Origin of the sequence: Bradyrhizobium sp. 1(2017), assembly GCF_011602485.2 — a bacterium.
In the GTDB taxonomy this organism is placed as follows: Bacteria; Pseudomonadota; Alphaproteobacteria; order Rhizobiales; family Xanthobacteraceae; genus Bradyrhizobium.
On sequence record NZ_CP050022.2, the window covers coordinates 7,827,769 to 7,846,332 of the forward strand.

Annotated in this window: 26 protein-coding genes and 1 pseudogene; 8 read left to right on the top strand and 19 right to left on the bottom strand. The window is 62.9% G+C overall.

The genetic code is table 11. The features are described 5' to 3' along the window. Positions 1-64: 64 nt before the first annotated feature. Positions 65-310, bottom strand: a complete 246-nt coding sequence (locus tag HAP40_RS37075; protein WP_166812001.1) for a DUF6894 family protein — start codon at positions 308-310, stop codon at positions 65-67. 257 nt (positions 311-567) lie between these two features. On the opposite strand from HAP40_RS37075, the gene HAP40_RS37080 reads away from it, so the two are divergent. After that, positions 568-825 (top strand): hypothetical protein, encoded by a 258-nt coding sequence (locus HAP40_RS37080; protein ID WP_166811999.1) that lies wholly within the window; start codon positions 568-570, stop codon positions 823-825. Between the two features lie 91 nt (positions 826-916). After that, positions 917-1,282 (top strand): hypothetical protein, encoded by a 366-nt coding sequence (locus tag HAP40_RS37085; protein WP_334270880.1) that lies wholly within the window; start codon positions 917-919, stop codon positions 1,280-1,282. An 875-nt stretch (positions 1,283-2,157) separates the two neighbouring features. On the opposite strand, the gene HAP40_RS37090 is transcribed toward HAP40_RS37085, so the two are convergent. From HAP40_RS37090 to HAP40_RS37110, 5 genes are all read right to left on the bottom strand, one after another. Next, positions 2,158-2,691, bottom strand: coding sequence for a methyltransferase family protein (locus tag HAP40_RS37090; RefSeq protein ID WP_208024844.1), 534 nt, complete (start codon positions 2,689-2,691; stop codon positions 2,158-2,160). Positions 2,692-3,028: 337 nt separating this feature from the next. Further along, a complete protein-coding gene (locus tag HAP40_RS37095) occupies positions 3,029-3,574 on the bottom strand; it encodes an RNA polymerase sigma factor (RefSeq protein WP_166811997.1) in 546 nt (181 codons plus the stop codon). Positions 3,575-3,579: 5 nt separating this feature from the next. Then, positions 3,580-3,789, bottom strand: a complete 210-nt coding sequence (locus HAP40_RS37100) for a YgaP family membrane protein (RefSeq protein WP_166811995.1) — start codon at positions 3,787-3,789, stop codon at positions 3,580-3,582. 477 nt (positions 3,790-4,266) lie between these two features. Beyond that, on the bottom strand, positions 4,267-4,476 hold the full coding sequence (locus HAP40_RS37105; RefSeq protein ID WP_166811993.1) for a hypothetical protein: 210 nt from the start codon (positions 4,474-4,476) through the stop codon (positions 4,267-4,269). 95 nt (positions 4,477-4,571) lie between these two features. After that, entirely contained in the window at positions 4,572-5,015 is a 444-nt protein-coding gene (locus HAP40_RS37110) for a TspO/MBR family protein (protein ID WP_208024843.1), read from the bottom strand. A 43-nt stretch (positions 5,016-5,058) separates the two neighbouring features. On the opposite strand from HAP40_RS37110, the gene dinB reads away from it, so the two are divergent. The 4 genes from dinB to HAP40_RS37130 all read left to right on the top strand — a co-directional run bounded on the left by dinB (position 5,059) and on the right by HAP40_RS37130 (position 9,668). Then, a complete protein-coding gene (gene dinB, locus HAP40_RS37115) occupies positions 5,059-6,159 on the top strand; it encodes a DNA polymerase IV (RefSeq protein WP_166811991.1) in 1,101 nt (366 codons plus the stop codon). Between the two features lie 98 nt (positions 6,160-6,257). Further along, positions 6,258-7,727 carry a sensor histidine kinase gene (locus HAP40_RS37120; RefSeq protein WP_166811989.1) on the top strand — a complete coding sequence of 490 codons (1,470 nt, stop codon included), beginning with the start codon at positions 6,258-6,260 and terminating at the stop codon, positions 7,725-7,727. A 102-nt stretch (positions 7,728-7,829) separates the two neighbouring features. Continuing rightward, complete coding sequence (locus tag HAP40_RS37125) at positions 7,830-7,979, top strand: hypothetical protein (RefSeq protein ID WP_166811988.1); 150 nt, start codon at positions 7,830-7,832, stop codon at positions 7,977-7,979. A 213-nt stretch (positions 7,980-8,192) separates the two neighbouring features. Then, positions 8,193-9,668: a lipopolysaccharide biosynthesis protein gene (locus tag HAP40_RS37130; RefSeq protein WP_166811986.1), complete on the top strand. Its 1,476-nt coding sequence runs from the start codon at positions 8,193-8,195 to the stop codon at positions 9,666-9,668. 137 nt (positions 9,669-9,805) lie between these two features. Here the strand turns inward: HAP40_RS37130 and HAP40_RS37135 are convergent, their stop codons facing one another. From HAP40_RS37135 to HAP40_RS37150, 4 genes are all read right to left on the bottom strand, one after another. Beyond that, entirely contained in the window at positions 9,806-10,099 is a 294-nt protein-coding gene (locus tag HAP40_RS37135) for a hypothetical protein (RefSeq protein WP_166811984.1), read from the bottom strand. 204 nt (positions 10,100-10,303) lie between these two features. Beyond that, complete coding sequence (locus tag HAP40_RS37140) at positions 10,304-10,597, bottom strand: DUF1330 domain-containing protein (RefSeq protein ID WP_166811982.1); 294 nt, start codon at positions 10,595-10,597, stop codon at positions 10,304-10,306. 25 nt (positions 10,598-10,622) lie between these two features. Then, positions 10,623-11,309 (bottom strand): DNA-3-methyladenine glycosylase I, encoded by a 687-nt coding sequence (locus HAP40_RS37145; RefSeq protein ID WP_166811980.1) that lies wholly within the window; start codon positions 11,307-11,309, stop codon positions 10,623-10,625. Positions 11,310-11,340: 31 nt separating this feature from the next. After that, positions 11,341-11,469, bottom strand: a complete 129-nt coding sequence (locus tag HAP40_RS37150) for a hypothetical protein (RefSeq protein WP_256380453.1) — start codon at positions 11,467-11,469, stop codon at positions 11,341-11,343. Here HAP40_RS37150 and HAP40_RS37155 point away from each other — a divergent pair. Next, positions 11,469-12,296 (top strand): metallophosphoesterase family protein, encoded by an 828-nt coding sequence (locus tag HAP40_RS37155; protein WP_166811978.1) that lies wholly within the window; start codon positions 11,469-11,471, stop codon positions 12,294-12,296. The two genes, HAP40_RS37150 and HAP40_RS37155, sit on opposite strands and share 1 nt — an antisense overlap. Here the strand turns inward: HAP40_RS37155 and HAP40_RS37160 are convergent. The 4 genes from HAP40_RS37160 to HAP40_RS37175 form a co-directional block, all read right to left on the bottom strand. Further along, a complete protein-coding gene (locus HAP40_RS37160; RefSeq protein WP_166811976.1) occupies positions 12,235-12,720 on the bottom strand; it encodes a Crp/Fnr family transcriptional regulator in 486 nt (161 codons plus the stop codon). The two genes, HAP40_RS37155 and HAP40_RS37160, sit on opposite strands and share 62 nt — an antisense overlap. Positions 12,721-12,834: 114 nt before the next feature. Beyond that, positions 12,835-13,575 (bottom strand): di-trans,poly-cis-decaprenylcistransferase, encoded by a 741-nt coding sequence (locus HAP40_RS37165; protein WP_166811975.1) that lies wholly within the window; start codon positions 13,573-13,575, stop codon positions 12,835-12,837. Positions 13,576-13,605: 30 nt separating this feature from the next. After that, complete coding sequence (locus HAP40_RS37170; RefSeq protein ID WP_166811973.1) at positions 13,606-13,980, bottom strand: transcriptional regulator; 375 nt, start codon at positions 13,978-13,980, stop codon at positions 13,606-13,608. Further along, entirely contained in the window at positions 13,967-14,584 is a 618-nt protein-coding gene (locus HAP40_RS37175) for a hypothetical protein (protein ID WP_166811971.1), read from the bottom strand. Before HAP40_RS37175 ends, HAP40_RS37170 begins: the two co-directional genes overlap by 14 nt. 203 nt (positions 14,585-14,787) lie before the next feature. On the opposite strand from HAP40_RS37175, the gene HAP40_RS37180 reads away from it, so the two are divergent. Next, on the top strand, positions 14,788-16,035 hold the full coding sequence (locus HAP40_RS37180) for a S1C family serine protease (RefSeq protein ID WP_166811969.1): 1,248 nt from the start codon (positions 14,788-14,790) through the stop codon (positions 16,033-16,035). A 167-nt stretch (positions 16,036-16,202) separates the two neighbouring features. Here HAP40_RS37180 and HAP40_RS37185 read toward each other — a convergent pair whose 3' ends face one another. The 5 genes and pseudogenes from HAP40_RS37185 to HAP40_RS37205 all read right to left on the bottom strand — a co-directional run bounded on the left by HAP40_RS37185 (position 16,203) and on the right by HAP40_RS37205 (position 18,509). Further along, entirely contained in the window at positions 16,203-16,940 is a 738-nt protein-coding gene (locus HAP40_RS37185) for a DUF899 domain-containing protein (RefSeq protein ID WP_166811967.1), read from the bottom strand. Between the two features lie 16 nt (positions 16,941-16,956). After that, on the bottom strand, positions 16,957-17,424 hold the full coding sequence (locus tag HAP40_RS37190; protein WP_246741205.1) for an SRPBCC family protein: 468 nt from the start codon (positions 17,422-17,424) through the stop codon (positions 16,957-16,959). Positions 17,425-17,561: 137 nt separating this feature from the next. Beyond that, a pseudogene (locus HAP40_RS37195) lies at positions 17,562-17,753 on the bottom strand (ArsR/SmtB family transcription factor); the annotation flags it as partial. Between the two features lie 107 nt (positions 17,754-17,860). Next, entirely contained in the window at positions 17,861-18,112 is a 252-nt protein-coding gene (locus tag HAP40_RS37200) for a DUF3551 domain-containing protein (protein ID WP_166811965.1), read from the bottom strand. Between the two features lie 124 nt (positions 18,113-18,236). After that, positions 18,237-18,509 carry a DUF3551 domain-containing protein gene (locus HAP40_RS37205; RefSeq protein ID WP_166811963.1) on the bottom strand — a complete coding sequence of 91 codons (273 nt, stop codon included), beginning with the start codon at positions 18,507-18,509 and terminating at the stop codon, positions 18,237-18,239. Positions 18,510-18,564: the final 55 nt, after the last annotated feature.

The window sequence follows — 18,564 nt, forward strand, 5'->3', positions numbered from 1 at the left end:
GAGGGGCCACCTCATGGATGCTCGAAGGTGGATCGAGGAGCAACGCCGGGACCCACAAGCCGTGTCACTGTTGCCGCCCTCCGTCCCCAAATTCGAACCCGACATGCATCACGGGACCGGCGTCGTCCCGTACCTCAATTGCCAAATGGCGCTTTGAAGAGCTGCCAGAGTCATACGTCGCATCCCGTGCCATGTCGGCCAATGACTTTGCCGCCTCAACCTGCACCGCCCGAAAGTCCGAAAGTTCCAGACCTTCCTCGTCAAGGAACAGGCCGTCATCGTCGACGAGATCGAAGTAGTACCGGGTCATGACGCGCTCCGGAGACAGACGGGAGCTCCATGTGTCAGCGACCGATGCCCCTTGTGCAGCCTCGATCGGTGATGGAGGACAACAGATGTGGCAGCAAATGGTTGCTGGTCCGACGGCCCGCACGAGGATCCGAAAGTCAGCTGCGTAAGCTGCACGGCAGCCTTCGGGGGACTATCACTGCGTCGACTGCGTTGCGTGGAAGGCGATCGTTGTTGTTAGCTCCGCGCTGGGGCCGGAGATAAATCGGACAACAACGGGTGATCGTGCTATCGGCATTGATGAAAAAGATCTTAGGGGTCGGCGCGATCCTCTTCCTGTCATCCAGTGCTATTGTTCGATCGGCCGAGCAAGCGACTGCTGCAGCCGAAACGTCAATTCGCGACAAGATCAAGGCCGCGCGCGCTAAAGATGTATTGGAAGAGAAAGCAGGATCGGTTGCGCGCCCATGGGATCGTGACGCGTCCGGCAAACGCCCATGGGATACCGCGAAACCTACTGAGCCTGTGAAGCGGTGAAATATTTCGGTGCAGCGAGCGGCCCCGAGGTGAAGCCTGTCGAGCATTCTTCTGTTGTTTTGCTTGCCGGCTGGGGCGCCATTTGCTGAGATTGATCAAGATCACGTTGGCAGCAGCCATTGCGCTCGCGCTGATCCCCCATGCGGTGAGATACTATGCTTTTCCCCGCGACCGTCTGATTCAGATCGCAAAGCAGTGCGAGACCGACTCAGACAAGTTAACGGCCTCCGACGCGGCAGAATGGACGGAAGCTCACAACGGAGGGACAAATAATCCGTATCGAGCGCAAAGGGATGCTCGAGTCGAGGTCTGCATTAAGCCGGACGGCTGGTGTTCATTGGGTGATGACCGGCCGGCATTCAGTAATCCAGCCATGTTCGCGCCGCGTGATCCGGTCGCCCGAGCGCTATATCGTTGGCGATACGCCGACGAATCTGGAATCGTCTGTCACGATTGAGCTACTGGGACAATCGGCCGGACTATCGACACGACAATCAATTGCGTCGCAAGACAATGAAGACAAGACGATCTTCATGCGCTGATGTTCGTTACTTAAAAGTAGAGGCTTCCTTGGTGATAGCCGAGATCGAAATGCCCGATTTGCGAAGGACGCTGGTAAATTGCTCATCCGTCAGCTTGAGCGCGCTTGCGCAGGATCTTGACCTGCACCTTGTCTCTCAAATTCAACGAATTGCGGAAATGGGTTGGCTTCGACCTGTTCATGATGTTTCTCTTGCTTGGAGGGATGGCTTGATCGCGACCAAGCGGCGTTACGCCGCTCCGGCCGCGATGGTGACTGTCCCGCTCCTCGCGAAGATTCCGCCACCGCAGAGGCAACAGTCCCCCCAAACCGGCGTTCCGCCATTCCGGGAAATATCTCGGGGCGTAGCGCTAAGGTGGGCTTGGCCGGGGGCTGCCTGCAAATCTCGCGGTTCAGAAAAGCCGCCCTTGGACACAACACAATGTCCGTGCCCACATTTCGGTCCCGCGGCCGATAGTTGGGCAATTCAACAGCTGCTCAAATTGAGCTGCGCTCCGCTCACAATCGCCCCCTAAACTCAATCACTTGTCAGGCATATTGATTTTATATAATAACTTCAATGATATACGAGTTCGTCGTTTTGTTCTGAATGGCGCGCCAGTCGGCACGAGAATATGCACTCCAAAACCTGTCGATTTTGCGCTTGAAGCCGCGTTGCGATGCGCCTGAAACCAACCGCTTCGCCGATGGAGATGTTCTTTTCCGAGGGCCGTTAGCGTGCCTGCTCGCGGCGCCGGTGACGCGTCCGAGACCGGTCGCGAGCCGCGGCTCGCACAACCGCGGGCCACCGATCATTTCGACCGCCATGGGGTCATCCGCGGTATCCAGCGCGGGACGGCGGCGCGGAACGCCTCGTACTCTCTCCCAAACGTCTGCTCGAGCGCGGGTTCTTCGTACGCCACGACGAAGACGTGGAAGAAGAGCCACAACAGCGCGCCGTAGACGATGAGGCGCCAATCGCCCATCAGCACCGCTTGACCCAGGATGATGGCAACCACCGCGACGTATATTGGGTTACGCACATAACGGTATAGACCGGTCACCACGAGATTCCGAGTCGGCGCGATGGGCGCGGGGGTGCCGAGACCCTGCAGCGCAAAACGCGCAAATGCGTCAACGAGGCCAGGCACGCCTGCGAGAATCATGATCGCGCCGACGCCGCGCGTCAGCTCCAGACCAAGGAACGGCGGCTGGAGTTGCCAACCCGTGATCAACCACGGAACGAGCCCCGCCAGCGTACAAGGGGCGACCACGAAGAAAGCCGCCGAGCCCAGCACGGCAATGGTTCGTTGCACGGCGGTTCCCGACACTCGCTGCGAGGTCATTCCAACCTCCCCTCATGGCCTCTGGTCGTGAGACCCCAAATGCCACTCGCAAGTGCCGCGCTGAGTGCAAGATAAGGATGCCACCTCACGCGCGCCAACAGCTATCTGGCCCTTGAATCGCGACGGCCTTTCGAAAGCGTCTCGATCAGGCCCACAGTCCAGCACATCGGACATCCGCGTAGCGCGACGAGGGCGGCAACGCCCGCGCCCAAGGATAGCCAAGGATGCGCGGTCTGGTGGACGATGGCCAAAGCGAATAGCGCCGCCGCAGCTGCGCCGCGCATCAGGTGTGCGCCCAGGAAAGCGCTCCCGAATATGCCGACTCCACGAAAGAAATTCATGTGCTCCCTCGTCCGCTGTCCTTTGTGCCGAGCAGGTATTCGCGCACCAATGTGCGGGCGCGGCGTAAGCGGCTCTTGGCCGCTTCGCGCGTCACGCCGAGCCGCCCGGCGATTTCCCCGATCGTCAGATCTTCGAGATCTCGCAGCAGCAACACTTCGCGATGGGACGGCGAAAGCGACTCGATCGCATTGACTAAGTCCATGCGTAACTCGTCCGGCGGGACCTTTGCGAGCGCGCGTGACTCTTCCAGGCTAGCGAGCTCCTCGACTCCGCGCATCAGCATCAGCGCCGGCAGCATGCAAAGGCGCGCGATGACGGTGAGCAGCCAGCCGGCGAGTGCGGTTGGACTGCGGATCGTGCCCACGCGCCGGTACACGACGATCAGTGCTTCTTGCACCACATCTTCGATGACCGAGGTGCGGTGGCAAAGGCGCCGGGCGTAGCGTCGAATGTCCGGCTGCAGCGCCACCAGGAGCTGTGTGAGCGCGTGCCGGTCACCCGACTGTGCCGCGAGCACGAGATCGTCTGATACGCGGGCCAAGGCGGTCACCCCTTCATCGGCTCGCGCCCGGCGACGGCGCAGGCAGGACAATAGCCGAACACGCCGGTGACCAGCGTCACGACACCCGCACCGCTGACCAGCAGCCCGAGCGGCGAAGCGTGCAGCGCAACCACACCGCAGATGAGCATCAAGCCCCCGCCGATCAGCCTGGCCGCGCGCTCCCACCCGCCAACGTTCCTCTTCCTATACCACATGGTTCTGTGCTCCGGCTCGTGACGCGCCGCTATGGCGCATTCACCCACACAAGAGGGCGCGAACCCGGCGCCGGGGTCGCGGAACAAAGATTAATTTGAGGGGGTGGGCAGCTTCAGCAGGATGGCGCGGGCGTCGGGTGCGGGCCTGGGCCCCTGAGGAACGCCGGCATCGGGTCGCCGGGGTGTGGACGCGCCGAAGAGGTGATCGAATAGGACGCTATTTGCCGCACTGCATTAGTCACCAGTGGCCCGTCGCGTCCATCTGGGAGCTGATCGAGATTACCGCTATGAAGGGGTAAGCGGACCACCCGGCAACATCGGGGGATACACGATGCGTCGTGCTAGATGGCAGAGCATCGCAGACTTGCTGACTGTAGCGCATCGCGGGCTTCGGCATCATAGGGGTATCGTGAGGGAGTAGTGCCCGTCTTCATCGGCCGCGGCGCGCCAGTATTGTCGCCGCTTTCACACCGGCACTCACGTCAGCATCGAGACGATCGTCTGGATCTGGTCGGAGGCGGACGTCACCAGTCCGTCGTATGACGTCTGGCCGTGTGCGGCGGCGTTCAGGATGCATTCGGCGACGGCCGCTTTCAGGCCGAATACCGATTGATGGGCCGGTACGCTCGCCATCACGGTTTCCAGCGCTTGACGCATCGTGTGAATGAGCTCGGAGCTGTATTGCATGGGTCTGTCCTCCGCCGGCTCATATTAGGTCGCGAGCCCCTGCTTGCCAGTCACAAGCCTGAGACTGCGCTTTGATCGGCTCTGGATTGAAGACCTCAATTCAAACGCCAGATTGCCGCATTGAGCACGCCGGCAAACGCGACCCAGGCTGCGTAGGGCACGAACAATGCGGCGGCGAGCCTGTCGCGTGACATCTCCAGACCGATGTAACCCACGATCGCGACGAACAGGCCGATGAGAATGACCAGCGCGGCGCCGATCTGGTGCATCGTGAACATGACCGGAGACCATGCAAAGTTCAGCGCCAGTTGCGCAGCCCAGGCCAACATCGCTTTGCCCCTGGGTTCACGGCGATAGGTCCGCCATCCCGCAATCGCGATCATGACATACAGGATCGTCCAGGCGATCGGGAACGCCCAGTTCGGCGGCACGAAGCCGGGTTTGGCGAGCCCGGCATACCATTCCCCCGGCAGATTGGTCGCACCGATCAGCCAGCCGATGCCGACCACGGCTGCCACGAAGACCAACAAGTGCAGCATCCATCACCTCGCGCTTCCCTGTGCCCGATTGTATCATCTTTGCATGAGCGATTCCGACACAGTGACCGGCGACGCCTCGCCCGTCCGCAAGATCATCCATATCGACATGGATGCCTTCTATGCGTCGGTGGAGCAGCGCGACAATCCGGAACTACGTGGAAAGCCGGTCGCGGTCGGAGGTTCCGCCGAACGCGGCGTCGTCGCGGCCGCCAGCTACGAGGCCCGCAAATTCGGCGTCCGCTCCGCGATGCCGTCGGTGACGGCGAAGCGGCAATGTCCCGATCTGATCTTCGTCAAGCCGCGCTTCGAGGTCTACAAGGCGATCTCCAGGCAGATCCGCGACATCTTCGCCGAGCACACGCCGATGATCGAGCCGCTGTCGCTCGACGAGGCCTATCTCGACGTCACGGAAAATCTGCAAGGCATCCCGCTGGCACGCGACATCGCGCTGAAGATTCGCGAGAAGATCAAGGCCGAGACCGGGCTCAACGCGTCGGCCGGCATCTCCTACAACAAGTTTCTGGCCAAGCTCGCCTCCGACCATCGCAAGCCCAACGGACAGTTCGTGATCTCGCCGGAGACGGGGCCAGCTTTCGTCGAGACGCTTCCCGTCGGCAGGTTTCACGGCATAGGCCCGGCGACAGCCGCGAAGATGAATGCGCTCGGCCTGTTCACCGGTCTCGACATCCGCAACCAGACACTTGAGTTCATGAACGCGAATTTCGGCAAGTCAGGCGCGTATTATTACTGGATCTCACGCGGTGTCGACGAACGGCCGGTGCGGGCCAACCGGATTCGCAAGTCCATCGGCGCCGAGAACACGTTCTCGATCGACCTCGACGCATTCGACGCGCTGGTCGCCGAGCTCAGGCCTCTCGTCGACAAGGTCTGGCGCCATTGCGAGGCGACCGGCAATCGCGGCCGCACCGTCACGCTGAAGATCAAGTTTGCCGATTTCGAGATCATCACGCGCAGCCGGTCCGTCCCGGCGCCGGTTGCGGGGCGGGACGATCTGGAACGGCTGGCCTGCGGCCTGCTCGAGATCGAGATGCCGCTGCCCACGCGCGTCAGGCTGCTGGGGGTCTCGCTGTCCGCGCTCCAGACCGGGGACGAGGCGGAGCCGCAGCTGACGCTGGGCATCTGAGCGAGGCCGCTCCCCGCCGAACGCGACATCTTTGTCCGCGACGTGGCTCAAAACCTGTCGTAGAGACACCAAACATGTTTTTTTGTGATTGATCTGAAATGCTTGCCTTATTGATACGCCTCGGGCTGCGCTTCGAAGACCGCATCGAGGAACGCCGGTTTGTCGACCAGTACGTCCGAGGCAGTCTCGGCTGGACGCAGATCGCGATGCTGCTCGGCGCGGCCACCTATGCCGGCTACACGCTCTGGGATTGGGTGCTCTACCCCGAAGTGGTTCCGACCACGCTCGCCATCCGTGGCGGCACGGCGCTGTTCATCCTGCTGCCCCTGACCGCGCTGCTGTCGCGGCGAAGGATGAAGCCGTGGGCGGAGACGATCTTCCTGGTCTATTGCGTCATTCCCGGCTGCATCCTGCCGAGCATCTATCTCGTCCTGCCGTCGGGCTTCACCTTTGCCGCACCCGGCATGATGATGATCATCCTGTTCGTCTCGACCATGCTGCCTTTGCGGATCGGCTCGCTGGCGATTTTCTGCCTACTCTCGTGGGTGGCGCTGCTGGTCGCCGAGTCGTTCGCGCTGACGATGCCGACGGGCTTGAGCTTCATCAACCACTCTCTCGTCGGCAACGCTTACGCATTGTCGCTCTATGCCGTGGCTGCGCGCGAATACCGGGCGCGACGACAATTCCGGACATCCGAGGCGTTGCAGCGGGAAAAGGAACGGTCGGAGAAATCGCTGCGCGACCTGCGCGCGACCCAGGAGCAGCTCGTGCAGGCCGAAAAGCTCGCCTCGCTCGGGCAGTTGGTGGCCGGCGTCGCGCACGAAGTCAGCACCCCCCTTGGCCTCGCCTTGACGACCTCGACGACCATGCAGACGGACCTGCAAACGATGGCTGACGCATTGGGCGGAGCGTCGGTCCGGCGGTCCGACCTGACCAAGGGAATCGACAGGCTCAAGCAGGGGCTCGATCTGACTTTCGACAATCTGCACCGCGCATCCGAGATGGTGCACAGCTTCAGGCAGGTCGCGGTTCATCAAGCCGACGAGGACCGGCGCAGTTTCGAGTTGAGGGATTGGCTGACCGAGTTGATGTCCAAGCTTGCGCCGTTGCTGTCGCATCATGCCTTGACGGTCGAGGTGCAATGCCCGGCGGGGATCACGCTCAACAGCTATCCCGGAGCACTTGCACAGGTGATCAGCAATCTCGCGCTCAATACGGCCGGGCACGCCTACCCCGGCAAGACGGGCGGCCGCTTTGTCGTCACGGTCAGCCAATCGAACGCGAAATCGGTCCGCCTCGTCTGCGCCGACGACGGCGTCGGGATTCCCGAGCATTTGCAGGCGCACATCTTCGATCCGTTCGTGACGACAAGTCGCGAGAAAGGCAATGCCGGTCTGGGGCTGCACATCGCATTCAATCTCGTCGCCTCATCGCTCAACGGGCGCCTGCGGCTCGAGAGCAAAGCGGGTCCGGGAACTCGAATCGTCATCGAGATTCCCGTCGAAGGTACGTTGCAGGAGAACAGCGCGCTCTTGCGGTCTGAAGCCAGCGCGATCGGTTCCCGGTGATTGGGCTGGCCTCCTGATGCGGCCGGCCTCTCTGTTTGTCTTTGCCTGACCGTTGGACAATCAGACTCCAATTGCTTTCTTTCTATGTCGATGTTCGAGGCAGTGCCTGACATCAACCTGACAGGCGGCCTCGATTTCAACGCGACGCACCGCTTCAACAAGACGTATTCCATTGCTTTTCGTTCGACCGCGATCGGCGCAGATTTTTTTGCCGATGCATTTTGCCCGCGCCATTCAAATGACACGTACTGACGGATAGTCGTCGGCGTTTCGCGACGTTGCTCACGCGCGACAAGTTCGACGTCACTCATGCGCGGCGATCCACGCATGAGCGGTGTCCGATTGATCGCACATGCATGAAGCGCACCTCGCATGAAATCGGAAAACAAAAACTGCCATTGGTTCACCGTCTCGCTTTCGAACTGCGCCTGAAACTTTCGTTGTTCGCCGCTCGAGGAGCTGATCGTGACTCAACTCAACATGCATTTCTCCGAGGACGAGCAGTCCCGGAACGTACGCAATGGCGCGCTCGCCGCGGTCGTCACGCAGGCCGTGCGCGTCGCGACACAGGCCGGATCCGTGATCCTGCTCTCGCGCCTGCTGACACCCGTCGACTTCGGTACTTATGCGATGGCTTCGCCGGTGCTTGCCTTCGCGGTGCTGTTCCAGGATCTCGGCCTTGGACACGCGACCGTACAGAAGGACGAATTGACCCAGATCGAGCTGAGTGCGTTGTTCTGGGTGAACCTCTCGGTCGGCGCGCTGCTGGCGGTCGCCCAGGTCGCGCTATCGCCACTTGTCGCCAGGTTCTATAGCGTACCGAATCTCGCCCCATTGACCTCGGGCATGAGCGTCACGTTGCTGCTCAGCGGAGCCGACGTCCAGCATCTGTCGTTGCTGACACGCCAGATGAGATTCTGGACGCTGGCAGGCCTGGAGTCCGCGGCCGCACTGACGGGGTTGCTGACCTCGGTCGTGGTCGCGCTGGTCTACCACAGCTATTGGGCCATCCTCGCCGGCAGCCTGGCATCGGGCCTGGTGCTCGCGGGCGGCGCGTGGCTGAGTTCGGGATGGTTGCCGTCGAGGCCAGGCTCGATCATGGCCGCACGCGACATGCTGACCTTCGGGCTCGGCGTCACCGGCTACAATCTTGCCGAATTCCTTTCCCGCAATACCGACGGGGTTCTGATCGGCAAAGTCTGGGGCACAGCCTCGCTCGGCGCCTATAACCGCGCCTACCGGCTGCTGCTGTTTCCGCTTCAGCAAGTCACCAATCCGATGGTGCGAATCATGCTACCGACGTTGTCGGGCCTGCTGAAGGAGCCTGAGCGCTACCGCGAGTCGTTCCGTCGTGCGGTGCTGCCGGCGTTCCTGCTGGTGTTGCCTGGCGTCGCCTTCATGATCGCCTCGGCCGACACGCTCGTCGAAACGCTGCTCGGCGGCCAGTGGAGCGAGGCCGCGCCGATCTTCATCGCCCTCAGCATCGCCGGACTGCTGCAGACCAGCAACAGCCCCGCCACCTGGCTATTCCTCAGCCAGGGCCGCGCCAAGGAATACATGCGCTGGGGCTTGTTCAATGTCGCGACGTCGATCCTCGCCTTCATCTGCGGGCTACCGTTCGGACCGGTCGGCGTCGCCAGCGCATATTCGATCAGCGAGTGCGTGCGCACGCCGATTCTCTGGTGGCTGATCGGGCGAAGCGGCCCTGTGCGTCATCGAGATCTCATCAAAGTGGTCGGGCCTCATCTCGCCGGCGCCCTTGCTTCCGCCCTGGCCGTATGTCTGCTGCATCGCTGGCTGCTCGCGCGCTCGATCGGCGGGATTCCCGATTTGGCAGCCTGCTTCTGCCTTTCGTATGCCGTCTCGCTTACGATCGTCGTGCTGTTTCCGGCCTGTCGCGGAGAAATGCGGCGCTACGCACGCAGCGTTCGTGGCGGATGATGCGTGCGTAGCGCCAGATCGTTGACAAAACGGCGGACCCGACTGCCACACTGGGAGTCACGCCAAAGCCGCGCGCCACGGGAGTGATCCGCACTTCACCGTGGCGCACGTGTCTCAGAACGTCCCGTTCGGGCCGATCAATGCCTCACATGCTCGAACACGACGATCACGCCGGTCGGCTCGGGCTCGTGCGCCATGAGGCGCGTCAGGTCGGAATCGCCCCAATCGGCGAGGCTGACGACTTCGCCGCTCTGGCGATCGGCACCGAGCGACGGTGTCGGCTCGAGGACCTTGAGGCCCGTCTCGTCGACGAAGAAGGTGTGCTCGCCGAACATGCTGTTGAGCTGCGGCATGGCCGGATGTTCGTCGGGCAGCACCTGAGCGCCGAGTTGGCTGACGGTCTGCTTCACCTGTTCGGATGTGAGCTTCATGAGCTGCTCCGTTTTGTCACGTCGGGTTTCAGTGGATCGAGCCAGAACGGGCGTTCCCTGCGACGCCGTTCGCCTGGCTCAACCTCCCGAACAAGTGCTGCGCACAAATGTTCCCGAGAAATGTATTTCGTGATCGCGCATGGCACCTGCCGCGCTGACGGCACGAGATCGCCACAGGATGTCCACGATCTGGGGGCGGCGGCGCTACTCGGCGGCTTCAACGATCCGGATGTCGCGATCAACCTCGTCGCCGAGCAGATCGTGAGCGGCCTTGTAGGCCGCGCTTTCATATGCCGCCTTGGCGCTTGCGACGCTGTCGAACTCGATGAGAACGACGCGTTCCATCTGGCCGTGCTCGAAGGCCGCGGCCGGCATCCCGCGCGCGAGCACACGGCCGCCGGCGGCTTCGATCGCCGGACGCGACACTTTGGCGTAGGCCGCCATGGCTTCGGGGTTCCTGATCGCGCGGTAGGTCGCGACCCAATAAGCTTTTGCCATCGTTCCTCTCTCGGTTGTCGTCGTGTTACTCGCTTCTGCTCTCGCCGATCGACAGCGCGCAGATGCGCGATAGATAGGTGTAAGACAGCCCGGTCTCCTCGGCCCAGGCGTTGAACTGCGCCTGCACCTTGGCGAGGTCACCCTTCGACTTCACCTCTTCGGCGATGTCGAGACCTGCATCGCGCAGGCAAGCCACCACGTCCTTCGACGTCACAAAACCGTCCCAGCCGACGAAGCGCAGCAGCATCTGGCCGGTGTTGCCGCCCAGCCGGCTGCCGTGCCTGGTGAGGAGATTGAGCAGGCCGATCTCGTCGGACGACGGCCATTTGGCCAGAAACTTGCCGAAGCTGCCGTGCTCCTTGGCGATCTCCTGGACGAAGGCGGCATTGTCGCGCACCGACATGATCTTGGCACCGTTGCGTACGATGCGGGCATCGCGCAGCAGGCCTTCCCAAAAATCGTCGGGCTGGAAGCTGAGCTTGGCCGGCTGGAAATGCAGGAAGGCCTCTTCGAAACCGTCCCACTTCGTGTCGATCACGCTCCAGGCAAAGCCGGCGCGGAACACCCGCTTGGTCATCTCGGCGAGGATGCGGTCATCGCCGAGCCTGGCCAGCTGCTTGTGGTCCGGCTTGGCCGGCATCAATTTCTCCAGCGCCTTGGGCCCGCCCTTGCGTTTCTCGGCGCGAGCACGAATGGTCTTGAAGGAGGTCATGAGGAAATCCGGTGGAGGGCGCGCCACGACATCAGAATTCAATAACTCGGTCCAGTCCTGCGGTGATGGCGCCGGAAAAGCGGCCATGCTGGTCCATTTCTTGCTTGATGACATCAGGAATTTCCTGACATTTTTTTATCTCTTGCGGACGGATTTCCAATGCGCTGCCTCGTCGTGGCCGATCTGCACTATTCGCTGCCGCAGCTCGACTGGCTGGTCAGCGCGTCCGCGCAGTTCGACCTCGTGATCTTCGCAGGCGACGCGCTCGACATCGGTTCGATGGTGGATTTTCGCGCCCAGATCGTGGTGGTGAAAAAATACCTCGCGCTGCTCGCCGCGCAGACCCGTGTGATTCTTTGCTCCGGCAATCACGACCTCGACGAGCGCAACGCGGACGGCGAGAAGGTCTCGCGCTGGATCTCGGAGGTGCGCGAAATGGGCATTGCCTGCGACGGCGACAGCCTCGTCATCGGCGAGGCGCTGTTCACGGTATGCCCGTGGTGGGACGGGCCGCTGGTCAGGCAGCGCATCATCGATCAGCTCGATCACGCCGCTTCCAGCCGGCTGCAGCGCTGGATCTGGGTGCATCACGCGCCGCCGGCGGACTCACCGACGAGCTGGGGCGGCAAGCGCTTCTTCGGCGATGTCGAGCTGGTGCACTGGATCAGGACATACCAGCCGTCGATGGTGATCTCGGGCCATGTGCACCAATCGCCCTTCATCAAGGATGGGTCGTGGTACGACCGGCTGGACCAGACCTGGGTCTTCAACACCGGCCTGCAGCCCGGCCGCCCGCCGACCTGCATCGTGCTGGATCTCGATGCGGACCAGGCGTTCTGGCTGGCGGCCGGCGAGGCGCAATGGATCGACCTGACCGCCCCGCTGAAGCGGCCGGCCGCTGCCATCGAGGCGCCGCCCGACTGGCTCACATCCTTGGATCGGATTGTCGATCCGAGCCTGGCGAAACCTCCCGCGGCGGCAGGTTGACCATGCTCTGGAGCACCTCGCCGACCATGGCCAGATGCGTGCCGTGGTCGGCATATTGCCGCTTGAGATCGGCCAGATAGGTATTCGCCGTATTGAGCCGCTGCGCCAGCATCTTTGCGATCAGCAGCGCCACGCCCGGCTCCTTCTCGAGCAACGAGGCGGCATCCTCGAATTCGTAGACGACCGCATCGGAGCAGGCCCGCACGGTGGCGGTGTGCGGCTGACCCAGCAGCACCGACATCTCGCCGAGCACCGCGCCGGGCTCGGTGACAGTGGCGACCACCATCTCGCCCTTGAGCACCTCGAGCTTGCCCTGCATGAGCACGTAGAGATGGCCGCTGGCGCCGCCTTCGGTGACGAGGAGCGTACCTGCTTCGACCTGCCGCTCCGTTCCGCCGCTGCAATAATCCAGAACTGCGCGCATCTTGCGAACTCCCGCCGCAAAACGCAGTAAAGCACGATCCGCGGAGGCTTGCATCGTTTTTCAATTGCGCCGCGGCGCGGCTCAAACGAACCGTTCGTTGTCATGTGCGGCGCATCACGCACGAGAGAGTGACGGCACCTCCTCGGGCATGATCGCCTGGAGGCCGCCGAAGCGGCGTTCGCGGCCATGGAAGGCGGCGAGCGCCTCGGCGAGATCGCCCGCATCGAATTCGGGCCACATCCGCTCGGTGAAGTGCAGCTCGGCATAGGCGCCTTCCCAGAGCAGGAAGTCGGACAGCCGCTTCTCGCCCGAGGTGCGAATAATGAGGTCGACATCGCGCAGCCCGGCTTCGCCGGTGATCAGTTGCGAGAAGGCTTCGCGCGTGAGGCTGGTCAGCGCCGCCGCCTTCGTCGCGGCGTTGAGAATGGCATCGCGCGCGGAATAGTCGACCGCGATGCGCAAATGCAGCGTGCTGCCATGGGCGGTGGCTGCTTCGGCGCGCGCGATCGCACTGGCGATGCCGTCGGGCAGGCGGTCGCGGCGGCCGATCACGGTGAGGCGCACGCCGTTCTTCACCAGGCTCTGCACTTCGTTGGAGAGATAGAAGCGCAGCAGCGTCATCAGCGCAGCGACCTCGGCCCTGGGCCTCCGCCAATTGTCGGTGGAGAAGGCATAGAGCGTGAGCGTGCCGATGCCCTGCTTGGGCGCGGCCTCGACGATGCGGCGGATCGTCTCGACGCCGGCCTCGTGGCCGCGCACGCGCGACAGGCCGCGGCGCGTCGCCCATCTGCCGTTGCCGTCCATGATGATGCCGACGTGAAGCTTGTCGTCGCGGGACGTGAGGTTACTTTGCATTACAAAGTCTCCGGGCAAAAAAGGGGAAGATCAGGTCGATACGATACCGAGGCGCCCGAGCGGCGGCGCGTCGCGGCCGGCGGCCTTGGCAGCGTCGCGCACCAGCCGCTCCAGCACGGCGAGATAATCGAGAAAGCGGCGGCGTCCGATCTTGGTCAGGCGGCAGGTCGTGTGCGGGCGATTGCCTTCATAACCCTTGGTTACCTCAACGAGCCCGGCCTCCTGCAGCACGGCGAGATGACGGCTGAGATTGCCGTCGGTGAGGCCGCAGAGCTGCTTGAGGTCGGCGAACGCCAGGCCCTTGGGATGCGCCATCAGCGAGGTCAGGAGGCCGAGCCTCGCCTTTTCATGGATCACGCGATCGAGCCCCTCATAGGAGAAGGGCGCGCTGTCAGACTTCGACATCATGGTCTCCGGACGCGACATACAGAATGGCCGCCATCATCGACTGCCCGATCACGAAGGGCAGCCCCATGGTCCATGGCGACAGCAGCTTGGTCTGGCTCGCCAGCGCCACCACGGCAAAGCCGGACACGAAGTACCATGCGCCGGCGAATGCGACGGTGCGCGGCAGCGAGCGGACGGAGGCGAAGATGCCGAGCGACACCAGGATCTGCCACAAGCCCGGCAGGAGCCACAGCGTTTCCGTCGCAAATTTCCACATCACCACCGCGAGCAGCACGCCAGCGATGCCTGCGGGCAGAAATTGCTCGACCGCCTGGTGAATCATGGCGTCGGCGAGGCCCGAATGATGGCGGCGCGAACGCGCGCGCATCTCGATCCCGATGATCAGGCCGGAGAGCGCGGCAGCAATGAACCAGCCGATGAAGAAGCCGAGCGGTTCGCCGGTGGGATCGTCGAGCAGCCAGAATTGCAGAATCGCGGTGATGAGCGCGACGGCGCCGGTCGCCGCCATGGCCGCCGGGCCGTAACCGCGGAAGGCGGTGCCCGCCGCGATCTGGCTGCGAATCGCCACGATGTCGGCCAGTGCCTTGTCGAGATCACGCATTGGCGACGCCAAAACCTCGTTCCACCCGGGCGTTTGCGGGACTGCCTGTCCCGTAACTTTGTATCGCAAAGTATATAGGACTGCAAAGTAAATGCAAGCGCCGATGTCGTGGCAAGCGGCTCGGACCTGTACGAACAACTGGTGGTTGCGCCACATATGTCCGGGCGGATAGGATGGATCCAAAAGCATTCTAGGGGGCTGGTATGTGGTTTAGGTCGTTCGTCGTTGCGTCCTTGTTGCAGGTGAGCGTCGTTGGAGCCGCGCAGGCCGCGGGACCATTTGGCAGTGTCAGTGTCGGTAACTGGATCGGCGGTGCCTTCAGCAATGACGAGACGGGCGCGTTCTCCCATTGCGCGGCGACGACGCCCTACGCGAACGGCGTCATCCTGGTCGTGGGCTACAACTCGGTCGGCACCTGGACGCTGGCCTTCGCAAGCCCCAGCTACCGCTTCAAGCAGGGCGAGAACGCCGCGATCGACGTCATCTTCGACGGACAGGAGCAGGCCAGGCTGTTCGCCACCGCCAATCAGCCGAACATGCTCACCTCTGTGATGCCGCCCAACGTCGTGCGGACGTTCCAGAAGGCGAGCTTGATGGTCGCAACGAGCGGCCGCACCGTTCTGAATTTCAGCCTGACCTCGACCGGCCCCGTGATCACGGCGTTGGCGAACTGCGTCACCAAAGTGAAAGCCGACGGTCTCGGCAAGGCAGGTGATTTCACCAAGGTCGCCGCCAAGCCGCAGGCCGCGCCGGACAAGCAGGCGTCGCCGCCAAACGCCGGCAAGGCTGCCAGAGCCAAAAGCGGCTCCGGCTTTGTGGTGAGTGCCAGCGGGCATGTCATCACCAACAACCATGTCATCAACGGCTGCGCCGGCGACATCAAGGGTAATCTCACCGGTGAGGCCGCGACGGTGTTGCGCGTCGTCTCGACGGATGCCAACAACGATCTCGCTTTGCTTCAGACGCCGCCGACGACCACCGTCAAGGACTTCGCCCGAATCCGCGATCGCTCCATCCGTTCCGGCGACTCCGTCATCGCGATCGGCTTTCCCTTCCACGGGCTGCTGACCTCGGACTTCACCGTCACGACCGGCATCGTCAGTTCGCTGAGTGGCCTGCGCAACGATTCGCGTTTCCTGCAGATCAGCGCGGCGGTGCAACCCGGCAATAGCGGCGGCCCGCTGTTCGACACCACAGGGCAGGTCGTCGGCGTCGTCACAAGCAAGCTCGACGGATTACGGGTCGCCGCTGCGACCGGCAACATTCCCGAGAACATCAATTTCGCCATCAAGACCGGCGCGCTGCGCGACTTCCTCGACAATTCCGTGGTGCCCTACCAGACCGCAGAGCCGAAGGGTGAATTGAAGACCACAGAAATCGCCGGCAGCGCCCGCGCCTACACGATGCTGATCTCGTGCAATGGCACGGAGCAGGCCGACGCGAAGCGGTAAGTGAGACCGAGGCACGCGCTGTCGCGCCAATCATTGCTGTCATTCCCCGCGAAGGCGGGGAATCCAGTACGCCGCAGCCGCTCGATTCAAGCACGTCCGTCTCGGAGTACTGGATCGCCCGGTCAAGCCCGGCGATGACGCCGTGTGAACCTAACAGGTCTAGCAACTCACCCGTGGCAGCATGCATCCTTCGTCGCCTGCGGCTCGTACTGGTCGCGCAGGCGCACCCAGTCCATCGGATAGGGCAGACCGTCCTCGTGGCGACCGAGTGGGGTGAGGTCGAGATATTGATAGGCGACGTTCATCATGTCGAGGCCGCGGGCAAAGCAGGAGTAGGTGTGGAAGATCTCGCCAGCCTCGTTGCGGCAGAACACGCTGATGCCGGGCAGCTCCGGGCCGTAGATCGACGTGGTGCCGAAATTGTACATGGGCTTTCCGGTCGCGATCTGCTCCGGCGAGAATGTCACGCCGAAATCGTGGTTGAAGTCGTTGGCCCCTGAGGAAACCCAGTCGAAGCTCCAGCCCATCCGCTTCTTGAAGGCGTCGAGCTTTGCGACCGGCGCCAGCGAGATTGCGACCGTCGTGGTGTCGCGCGCGGCCAGGTGCGGCACCATGCGATCAAGACCGTCAGCCCAGAATGAGCAGCTCTTGCAGGCCGCCTCCCAGTCGGGCGCGAACATCACGTGCTGAACCACGAGCTGCGGACGCCCCCTGAAGAGATCGCCAAGCGTCAAATTGCCGTCCGGGCCGTCGAACACGTAATTCTTGTCGATCCTGACCCAGGGCATGGCGCGACGTTCCTCGGCGAGACGCTCGCGGGCCGCCGTGAGCTCCTTCTCGCGCGCCAGGTGAGCCTTGCGCGCAGAGATCCATTGCTCGCGCGAGACGATCTGATGCTGCTGCATGGTGTCCTCCCTGATGTCAGGCGACGAAAGCATCGAGCTTGTCGAGGAACGAGCTCCAGCCACGCTGGTGGTTGTCGCGTGCAACCTCGTCAAAGAACTGGGCGTGATGGAAGATCATCAGCGTGCCGGGGCCGTCCGGTTTCAGCGTGATCGTCACCAGCGATTCGCGCTCCGGCGTCGAGTGCCAGGCCCAGGTGAAAACCAGCCGCTCGTTCGGCACGACCTCGCGAAAGACCCCGCCCGCCTCGAAATACTCGCCGTCGTCACCCGTGAAGCTGATGCGGTAACGGCCACCGGCACGGACATCGAGCTCGGCGTTCAGCGTCGCCGGCTTCATGTTCGGCGGCCCGAACCATTGCGCTAGCTGCGCGGCCTGCGTCCAGGCGGCGTAGACTTTTTCGGGCCGCGCGCGGAGCCGGCGCGTGAGCGTGAGGCTTGGGCGTTCGGTTGAGGCGTCGACTGCGCGGGACTGGGCGTTGACCATTTCTCTTCCTCCACGAAGGCGGCAAGGCGATCGAACTTCTCGGACCAGAACTGCGCGTAGCGATTGAGCCAGTTCATCGCCTGCTCCATCGGCTGTGCGGTGAGCCGGCAGGCGACCGTGCGCCCGGTCTTCTCCCGCACGATCAGGCCCGCATCCGTGAGCACGTCGAGATGCTTCATGATCGCCGGCAAAGAGACCGGAAACGGCGCGGCCAGCTCGCTCACTGACAGGCTCTCCCGCTCGCCAAGACGTGCGAGCAATGCGCGCCTTGTCGGGTCGGACAGCGCCGCAAAGGTCCGATCCAGCGTCTCATCTCCATACTTAACCATATGGTTTAGTATAGGCGCAAGCGAAGAGACGTCAAGACGGGACTCGCGGGCGCGGATCTGCACGACGGCGTGATCAGGAAGCGGTCAGCATAGCGCGAAAGGCGCGACTAGTTTGGCGGAACGCGCCGACCGCGCAGTGCCGGCGGCGGCGGTCGCGTGACCACGGCGGGATTCTGTCCGCAGAAGCCCTTGCGGCCGGACGCGCTCGCCTGGCACTGCCCAAGGGTTTGATAGGAACAATCGCCGGGATAGCCGTATTCCGAATCCTGGATGCACCACGCGTTGTCCGCACGCGCCGTGGCACCGCCGGCGAGCCACATCAGGACCATGGTGCCCAGCACGAATTGCACTTTGCGCATGACCGATCTCCCATGTTCGCCGCGCGACATGCGACCTCACAAAGAGAAAGGCTGGCGGAGCCAATTTATTCCGGAGCAATTACGCGAAAATGCGCTGCTGCGGGACCGCGGAGTGCGTTTGCGGCTAGTACGGTGCAACGGGCCGCGTACGCCGATGCGGTTGCGGCTGCTGCACCTGACCGTAGGCAACCCGGGGATTGCGATCGCAGTACAGGAGTCGCCCAGAGACACTGGCCTGGCATTGCTCATAAGTGCTGTAGGCGCATTCGCCGGGATAATCATACTCGCCACCCTGCGCGCACCAGGGATAGTCGCGGGCTGCTGCCGGCGTCGCGTCGGCAATGCCTGCCAGCACGATGGCAGCCAGCGTCGCCAAAACGAATTGGGTCCTGGTCACGGTCCGTCCTCCAATACAATGAGGACAGAGCGCCCCTTTGGCCAGGTCGCGTCAA

Excerpts from the sequence above, each read along its gene's own strand:
- HAP40_RS37075 (WP_166812001.1), bottom strand. The coding sequence starts at position 310 with ATGACCCGGTACTACTTCGATCTCGTCGACGATGACGGCCTGTTCCTT.
- HAP40_RS37090 (WP_208024844.1), bottom strand. The coding sequence starts at position 2,691 with ATGACCTCGCAGCGAGTGTCGGGAACCGCCGTGCAACGAACCATTGCC.
- HAP40_RS37100 (WP_166811995.1), bottom strand. The coding sequence starts at position 3,789 with ATGTGGTATAGGAAGAGGAACGTTGGCGGGTGGGAGCGCGCGGCCAGG.
- HAP40_RS37105 (WP_166811993.1), bottom strand. The coding sequence starts at position 4,476 with ATGCAATACAGCTCCGAGCTCATTCACACGATGCGTCAAGCGCTGGAA.
- HAP40_RS37110 (WP_208024843.1), bottom strand. The coding sequence starts at position 5,015 with ATGCTGCACTTGTTGGTCTTCGTGGCAGCCGTGGTCGGCATCGGCTGG.
- dinB (WP_166811991.1), top strand. The coding sequence starts at position 5,059 with ATGAGCGATTCCGACACAGTGACCGGCGACGCCTCGCCCGTCCGCAAG.
- HAP40_RS37120 (WP_166811989.1), top strand. The coding sequence starts at position 6,258 with ATGCTTGCCTTATTGATACGCCTCGGGCTGCGCTTCGAAGACCGCATC.
- HAP40_RS37135 (WP_166811984.1), bottom strand. The coding sequence starts at position 10,099 with ATGAAGCTCACATCCGAACAGGTGAAGCAGACCGTCAGCCAACTCGGC.
- HAP40_RS37140 (WP_166811982.1), bottom strand. The coding sequence starts at position 10,597 with ATGGCAAAAGCTTATTGGGTCGCGACCTACCGCGCGATCAGGAACCCC.
- HAP40_RS37145 (WP_166811980.1), bottom strand. The coding sequence starts at position 11,309 with ATGACCTCCTTCAAGACCATTCGTGCTCGCGCCGAGAAACGCAAGGGC.
- HAP40_RS37155 (WP_166811978.1), top strand. The coding sequence starts at position 11,469 with ATGCGCTGCCTCGTCGTGGCCGATCTGCACTATTCGCTGCCGCAGCTC.
- HAP40_RS37160 (WP_166811976.1), bottom strand. The coding sequence starts at position 12,720 with ATGCGCGCAGTTCTGGATTATTGCAGCGGCGGAACGGAGCGGCAGGTC.
- HAP40_RS37165 (WP_166811975.1), bottom strand. The coding sequence starts at position 13,575 with ATGCAAAGTAACCTCACGTCCCGCGACGACAAGCTTCACGTCGGCATC.
- HAP40_RS37170 (WP_166811973.1), bottom strand. The coding sequence starts at position 13,980 with ATGTCGAAGTCTGACAGCGCGCCCTTCTCCTATGAGGGGCTCGATCGC.
- HAP40_RS37175 (WP_166811971.1), bottom strand. The coding sequence starts at position 14,584 with ATGCGTGATCTCGACAAGGCACTGGCCGACATCGTGGCGATTCGCAGC.
- HAP40_RS37180 (WP_166811969.1), top strand. The coding sequence starts at position 14,788 with ATGTGGTTTAGGTCGTTCGTCGTTGCGTCCTTGTTGCAGGTGAGCGTC.
- HAP40_RS37185 (WP_166811967.1), bottom strand. The coding sequence starts at position 16,940 with ATGCAGCAGCATCAGATCGTCTCGCGCGAGCAATGGATCTCTGCGCGC.
- HAP40_RS37190 (WP_246741205.1), bottom strand. The coding sequence starts at position 17,424 with ATGGTCAACGCCCAGTCCCGCGCAGTCGACGCCTCAACCGAACGCCCA.
- HAP40_RS37200 (WP_166811965.1), bottom strand. The coding sequence starts at position 18,112 with ATGCGCAAAGTGCAATTCGTGCTGGGCACCATGGTCCTGATGTGGCTC.